General features: G+C 39.4%; 5 protein-coding genes. 2 read left to right on the forward strand and 3 right to left on the reverse strand.

The window, feature by feature from the left end:
- Positions 1 to 327 precede the first annotated feature (327 nt).
- A complete protein-coding gene (locus P20439_RS02190) occupies positions 328 to 2802 on the forward strand; it encodes a PilZ domain-containing protein (protein ID WP_008110302.1) in 2475 nt (824 codons plus the stop codon).
- Here P20439_RS02190 and serB read toward each other — a convergent pair.
- Positions 2799 to 3824 carry a phosphoserine phosphatase SerB gene (gene serB / locus P20439_RS02195; RefSeq protein WP_008110300.1) on the reverse strand — a complete coding sequence of 342 codons (1026 nt, stop codon included), beginning with the start codon at positions 3822 to 3824 and terminating at the stop codon, positions 2799 to 2801. The two genes, P20439_RS02190 and serB, sit on opposite strands and share 4 nt — an antisense overlap.
- A gap of 142 nt (positions 3825 to 3966) precedes the next feature.
- Here serB and P20439_RS02200 point away from each other — a divergent pair, with 142 nt between their 5' ends.
- Entirely contained in the window at positions 3967 to 4587 is a 621-nt protein-coding gene (locus P20439_RS02200) for an AhpA/YtjB family protein (RefSeq protein ID WP_008110298.1), read from the forward strand.
- Here the strand turns inward: P20439_RS02200 and P20439_RS02205 are convergent.
- Together P20439_RS02205 and pdxH are read right to left on the reverse strand one after the other, a co-directional pair.
- Positions 4554 to 5321, reverse strand: a complete 768-nt coding sequence (locus P20439_RS02205) for a TatD family hydrolase (protein ID WP_008464245.1) — start codon at positions 5319 to 5321, stop codon at positions 4554 to 4556. The two genes, P20439_RS02200 and P20439_RS02205, sit on opposite strands and share 34 nt — an antisense overlap.
- Positions 5322 to 5334: 13 nt before the next feature.
- Complete coding sequence (gene pdxH / locus P20439_RS02210; protein WP_008110293.1) at positions 5335 to 5973, reverse strand: pyridoxamine 5'-phosphate oxidase; 639 nt, start codon at positions 5971 to 5973, stop codon at positions 5335 to 5337.
- Between the last annotated feature and the right edge of the window lie 27 nt (positions 5974 to 6000).

Genomic DNA, 6000 nt, shown 5'->3' on the forward strand with positions numbered 1-6000 from the left:
CCTAAACTTTGGTTAAGATATTTACTAACATGTTGAATCAAAAAGATATTTGTGCTTATTATTCTCTAGCTAGAGATTTTTAGTGAAACAAGGCGAAATTACGCGTCAATAACTCTAGTCTATTGCAAGTAAATTAAACGCAGTTAGCGCTGAAAATAGCTGCTTGAGATGGATTTAATTATCCGGAGTTCAGGTTAAACACAAGTATAGTTACGCAGAGTATCGAGGCCGCATTTGACGGTTTTGCGAGATTCTATTTATTAAATACTCTAATAAATGGTTGCAAAAGTATACCTACTTTTTAAATTAGACGGTGATGATTTATAAATGGCTGAAGACGTATTGCTTAAGCATGAAGCGCTTGTAAATGAATTAAAACAGTATTTGGGAAATGCTAAGTTTGATCTCATTTTCAAGTCAAAAACTACCGAGTTAACTAAACCCGAGCAGTTTTTAATAAAAATGGAAATGTCTCGTTTATCTCAGCCGATAGACCGCTTTATTGATCTACGTGGTTTAGTCAACGGCCAAGTAAAGCCTTATGAATACAAAAACAAGCAACACTTTATGGATGACAACGCAATTGAAGTATTCGAAGCGGCAATAAAGCAACATAAAGGCTACACCCTGGCAGTTTACGAAGCGGTAATGAATACCGACAATAATTATCGGGTATTACAACAGCAATCAACCACAGCAAAAAAAGTAGAACCGCAACGCAAGCTAACTACCAATGTTATTAAGTTTGCAGCCTATGAAAGTCGTAGTGAAGAGCGAATGAATTACTCAATAAAAATTACCATTGAGTATGACAGGCAAGCAAAAATTGACGCTAGCACCTCTGATATTTCTCTCAGTGGCTGTAAAATTAAGTTGGCGTCGCGATATAGCTTAAAAAAAGGTCAGCCTATTACTATGCACTTAGTAGGCTTAGAGCAAGACTTTCAGTTAGGCCTTAAAAGTGGTGTTAAATATGAAGTTGTGGCGATAGAAAACACCTCAGATGAATTTAATCATATCCGCTTAAAACGTACATTTGAAGAAAATAACAGCGCGTTTGATCGGTTTTTAGAAAGCTTTATTCATGGTAATAAACGCCGTTATAAAGTGAACTTAGATAACACCCTTGATGCGGTTATTTCTAAGGGGTATGAACAATATTACATCCCTAGGGTTAATTCTCTATATGTTTTTATTAGCCAGAAAAACGGCGTTTATTATCCGAGCCTGAGCTTAACCACCGAAAACAGTTTATTTATTCAGCGTTACTTTACTGACGAAGGCAAAAAATCTTGCCTATACAGTGTGTTAAACCATAAACGCATTCGTACCTTGGCACTAAAACCAGTGGCTGTAAAAGAAGAGTACTTATATACCTTTACTCATGTCTCTGCAGGAAAAATTTATTACTACTCAGCAACTCGTTCCGAGCTTGAGCAACACGCACAATTAAAAGCGTTATTTTTTGGTTTTGGTAGCCGCAGAGACAGTTGGCGCTGCTTTAAATTACAACTAATGCCAAGTCACACTGAGGATGCTTATATTCCTTTATCTTTACCTAACTCGTTGGGTAAAAATATTGAAAAACTAAACAAGCCGCCTTCACCGCGTGTTGAGGGCGCTATAAAAGACGTAAAATATTTAATGCTGCTTACCCAAGTAGGTAATAAACATGAACAACAGCATTATCAACATTACGAGTTTAATAAGGCCTTAGCTAACAAGCTGAAGTTTTTTGGCCACAGTAAGCATGAATCTCCTCCTGAGCTAAATACTGTGCCTCTAGAATATGTAAATCTTCGCTCTAATAAGCGCTATTTATACAAAACTAATGTGGTAATTAATACCCGTGATGCGGTACTACATGGGCATACCCGTGATTTTTCAATATTTGGCTTACAGCTAGAGTGCAATCAAGAAGTGAACTTTAAAAAAGGCGATATTGTTTCGTTATCATTTCCCGATTTGCAAAAAATTACCAAAAGTTATTCCCTCAGCCACATTCAGTATGAAGTAATGGCAGTAAGCAAATCGCTGACTACTATTAATTTGAAAGCGCATGTAGATAAAGGCTCACCTCATACTGGGGTCGATTTTTTTACCCTTTTAATTAATAGTAATAAACAAAAATTAAAAGTAGCTGAAGAGTCACCTAAAGTACCCGGGCTTTCTACGGCACTCAGAAATATGGTGACCAAAACGCTGTGTCAGTTCCCAATTTATCTACATAAATCAATGGCACATTTCGAAATTGGCGCCATGGGATTTGGTTTATACCCAAGCCCATTACATGTTATTTTGCAAAACTTTGCTCTGTTAAATGCTCAAACAGACTTATCGAATATTATTACTAAAGCACACATAATTGATGTGATCACACCTAATATTAAAGATCGCACCCGCCAAGATCCACCGTTAGAGTTTAGTTTGGTAATTAACTTCGATCCTAAAAAAGAAAATATAGCCGATGCTATTACCAGTCAATGTGTTTTAGGTACTGACTGCAGCGAGTTTAAGCAGCAAATAAGTAAAGGGCTGAAGTCTGAACTGGTTTTTATAATGCGTTTATATATTTCACGTACTGGTCGACTCGATACTGATTACTTAGCAAACGAGCTAAAATACGTAAGCCAATACGCAATTCACAAAGCCAAAGACTTAGAGGATGCCTTGTGGTCTGTATCAGGTGTTGGCGACATTATTGATGTAAGTAATGAAGCGCTTGAGCATTTATCGCTCAACCAACAACAGGTTGAGCAAATGTCTAGGCGCAAACTAATTTGGTTAAACCGTTTACGTTAAACCTGTGATGGGTTTAGCGGAACCGCCAGCATATATAACAGTTGTAATAACGAGCCTTGGCATATAGCAGCTTGGGCTTGTTCAACTACTTTAGGTTTACCATGCACAGCAACGCCTAAGCCAGCATGAGCCATCATTTTTAAATCGTTTGCGCCATCACCAATGGCAACAGTTTGACTTTTTTCAAGCCCCAGTTTTTGTTGTAAGGCATTTAAAACAACCGCTTTTTGCTCAGCATCAACAATCCCACCTAACACCTTACCTGTTAGTTTATCGTCTTTAAATTCAAGCACATTGGCATGCACTTCATCTAAATTAATCAGCTCCTGCACTCGCTCAGCAAACGGCACAAAACCGCCCGATGCAATCGCTAAATACCAATCGTGGTGTTTTAAAATTTGGCATAACGCTTTAATTCCCGGCATTAAAGGCAGTGTACTTTTAAGCTCATCAATTAAACTCTTTTCAATGCCTTCAAGCTTAGCAACACGTTGGTATAAGCTTTCACTAAAATCAAGCTTGCCTGCCATTGCCTGCGCGGTCACGCTGGCAACCTCGTCGTATACATTAGCCAAACGTGCAATTTCATCAATACACTCAATAGTAATGGCTGTTGAATCCATATCCATTACCAATAATCCCGGTTTTTGTAAGTCAGGAGGGGTGGTAACTTGCACTAACTGGCATGCCAAGGTATTTGCAAAAGTTTGAAGTTCGAGAGGATTTATTGCGCGCTCTGCATTTTCTATGTAGAAGCACAATGCCGGAGATAACCCTAAATCTGGCTGATATTGACAAATTGCTGTTACATTTTGCTGGTGAGCCGCAAAAAATTCAATAATGCTATTAATATGCTGCGTATTAAAGTCACCGCCAAATGCAATACCAAATAGCCCTTGGTTTCTGTTCGGTGTTGTATTTAGTGGTGTAAAAACACCTTGTTGGTAGCTAAACCACTTATTAAGAATAAGTGATGATGATAATAGCTCAGCGCTTTGCTGTGCCATGTTCGCGTTCGACATGGGATCTCCGTTTATATTTCCTGACATTTAGCTCATTGATAATAAGGATATGAGATACAAAATTCGCCATCAGGGGGGATTTAGGGTTATAGTGTAGTTGTAACATCAAATCAAAATGCTGTCAGCAGCATAAACGGTGACTATGAAAAATAACCATCTTAAAAATCCACTTACAGCCTCGCAAAAAAAGCGTTTAATTCGTTTATTATTGGCCGCTGGCTGCTTTGTATTATTAAGCTGGGTAGGAATAAACAGTAGCTTTCAAAGCCATCAACTACTGTATGATAGTGCTAATAGTGCAGCCAAGTCACTCACTCAGTTTATGGCACTGAATGCCAAAAACCCGCTGATAGAGAAAAACAAATCGCAGCTCACCACCTTGTGCAACAATATTAGTAAAGATGAGTTTGTTCTTTCAGCCACCATTTATGATAAACAAGGTGTAGTGCTTGCAAGCAGCGATAACTGGCAATCACATCATGTATATGGCTTACTACCAGACTCATCGCCTGGCATTAGTAAGTTAAAAACACCGTTTGTTGAACAAGTTATTTCTGACGACAATCGCCCTATTGGCTTTGTATCTATTACCTATTTAACGCGTGCTGCGGTATCTTCAAGCCATAATCATTTTCACGATTTAGGTCGCCAAGTATTACTTATGCTAGTGATTGCCTGTATTTTTACTTGGCAATTAGGCCGAGGGTTAAAACGCTGGCAAGTAAATCGCTATATACAAAAAACCTCAGAGCACGAATCATAAAGCTGCTCAGCTAATCGATATTTATCGCTATTTGGTTTTAAACTATGAAGCGTATTAAACACGTTAGGAATATGCAGAGGGGTATTTATTTCCCCTTGATAACCATTTAGCGGCATTGAAGGTGAATCAGTCTCAAGCACTAAATGCTGTGGCTCAAGCTTTGCTACAACCGCACGTGTTTTAGCAGCCCGTTTATAGGTTATAACCCCACCCACTCCAAGCTTAAAGTCCATTTTTATATAATACTGTGCTTGTTGTATTGAGCCTGAAAAAGCATGGATCACACCGCCATTTTTTGGCCTACAACGCTTAAACGATTGCGCTATTAAATCATGGCTTTGCCTGTGATGCACAATCAGCGGTAACTCAAGCTCATTAGCAAGCGCTATTTGTTGCTCAAACAGAAAAGTTTGTTTTTCAAGATTGGAAATACTGCGATCGAGCCCGCACTCCCCAATAGCCACCAGCTGAGTTTTGTTTGTTTTAGCAAAGTTATACAGCGATTCTAAGTGCGATTGCTGATGTTGCGCTAAAAAATAAGGATGTAGCCCTGCCGCTATGCTGACTTGTGGGTAGGTTGCTTTAAACTCAAGTAATTTTTGAGATTGCGCCAAGCTAATACCTGGCACAATAAATTGTCTAACGCCCTTTGCTACACAGGCATTAATGAGTGATTCGCGGTTTGTATCAAACTCACTAAAATCGAGATGACAGTGTGAGTCTATAAATTGCAAAGCTAGCGGCCAACTAAGGGTTTAAGCGCGTTATTTGCCAGCTATTATCGGCCTGACGCTGATACATAAAGCGATCATGCAGACGATGCGCTCCGCCTTGCCAAAACTCGATTTTTTGCGGCACAACACAATACCCGCCCCAAAAATCAGGGAGCGGAATTTCGCCTTTAGCGAATTTGTTTTTCATGTTGGCAAAGGTCTCCATTAGCACCTTGCGCGATGAAACTGGACGGCTTTGTTGCGACGCCCATGCGGCTAATTGACTTTCTTTAGGGCGAGATAAAAAGTATTTAGCGACTGCCGCTGTAGGTAATGGCTGCGCTTCACCATACACAATTACTTGACGCTCCATAGGGTGCCATGGAAAGTGCAAGGAAATTTTATTATTGCCTTTAAGTTCTTGTGCTTTACGTGAACCGGTATTAGTAAAAAACACAAAACCGTTATCATCTAAATGCTTTAGCAACACAATACGCTGTGAAGGCTGACCGGTTTCATCGACCGTAGCGACGACCATAGCTGTAGGATCAGGCAAGTTACTACCAACAGCATGCTCAAGCCAAGTTTCAAACTGCTTAAACGGATCATCAAGCAAGTTGTCTTCACTGAGCGCATCTTGCAGGTATTCACGACGAATATCTTCGAGTTTCATAAACAAATCCTTCTAAAGAGCTATCAG

The sequence above is a fragment of the Pseudoalteromonas sp. BSi20439 genome (genome assembly GCF_000241165.1).
Classification (GTDB): Bacteria; Pseudomonadota; Gammaproteobacteria; order Enterobacterales; family Alteromonadaceae; genus Pseudoalteromonas.

Excerpts from the sequence above, each read along its gene's own strand:
- P20439_RS02200 (WP_008110298.1), top strand. The coding sequence starts at position 3,967 with ATGAAAAATAACCATCTTAAAAATCCACTTACAGCCTCGCAAAAAAAG.
- serB (WP_008110300.1), bottom strand. The coding sequence starts at position 3,824 with ATGTCGAACGCGAACATGGCACAGCAAAGCGCTGAGCTATTATCATCA.
- P20439_RS02190 (WP_008110302.1), top strand. The coding sequence starts at position 328 with ATGGCTGAAGACGTATTGCTTAAGCATGAAGCGCTTGTAAATGAATTA.
- pdxH (WP_008110293.1), bottom strand. The coding sequence starts at position 5,973 with ATGAAACTCGAAGATATTCGTCGTGAATACCTGCAAGATGCGCTCAGT.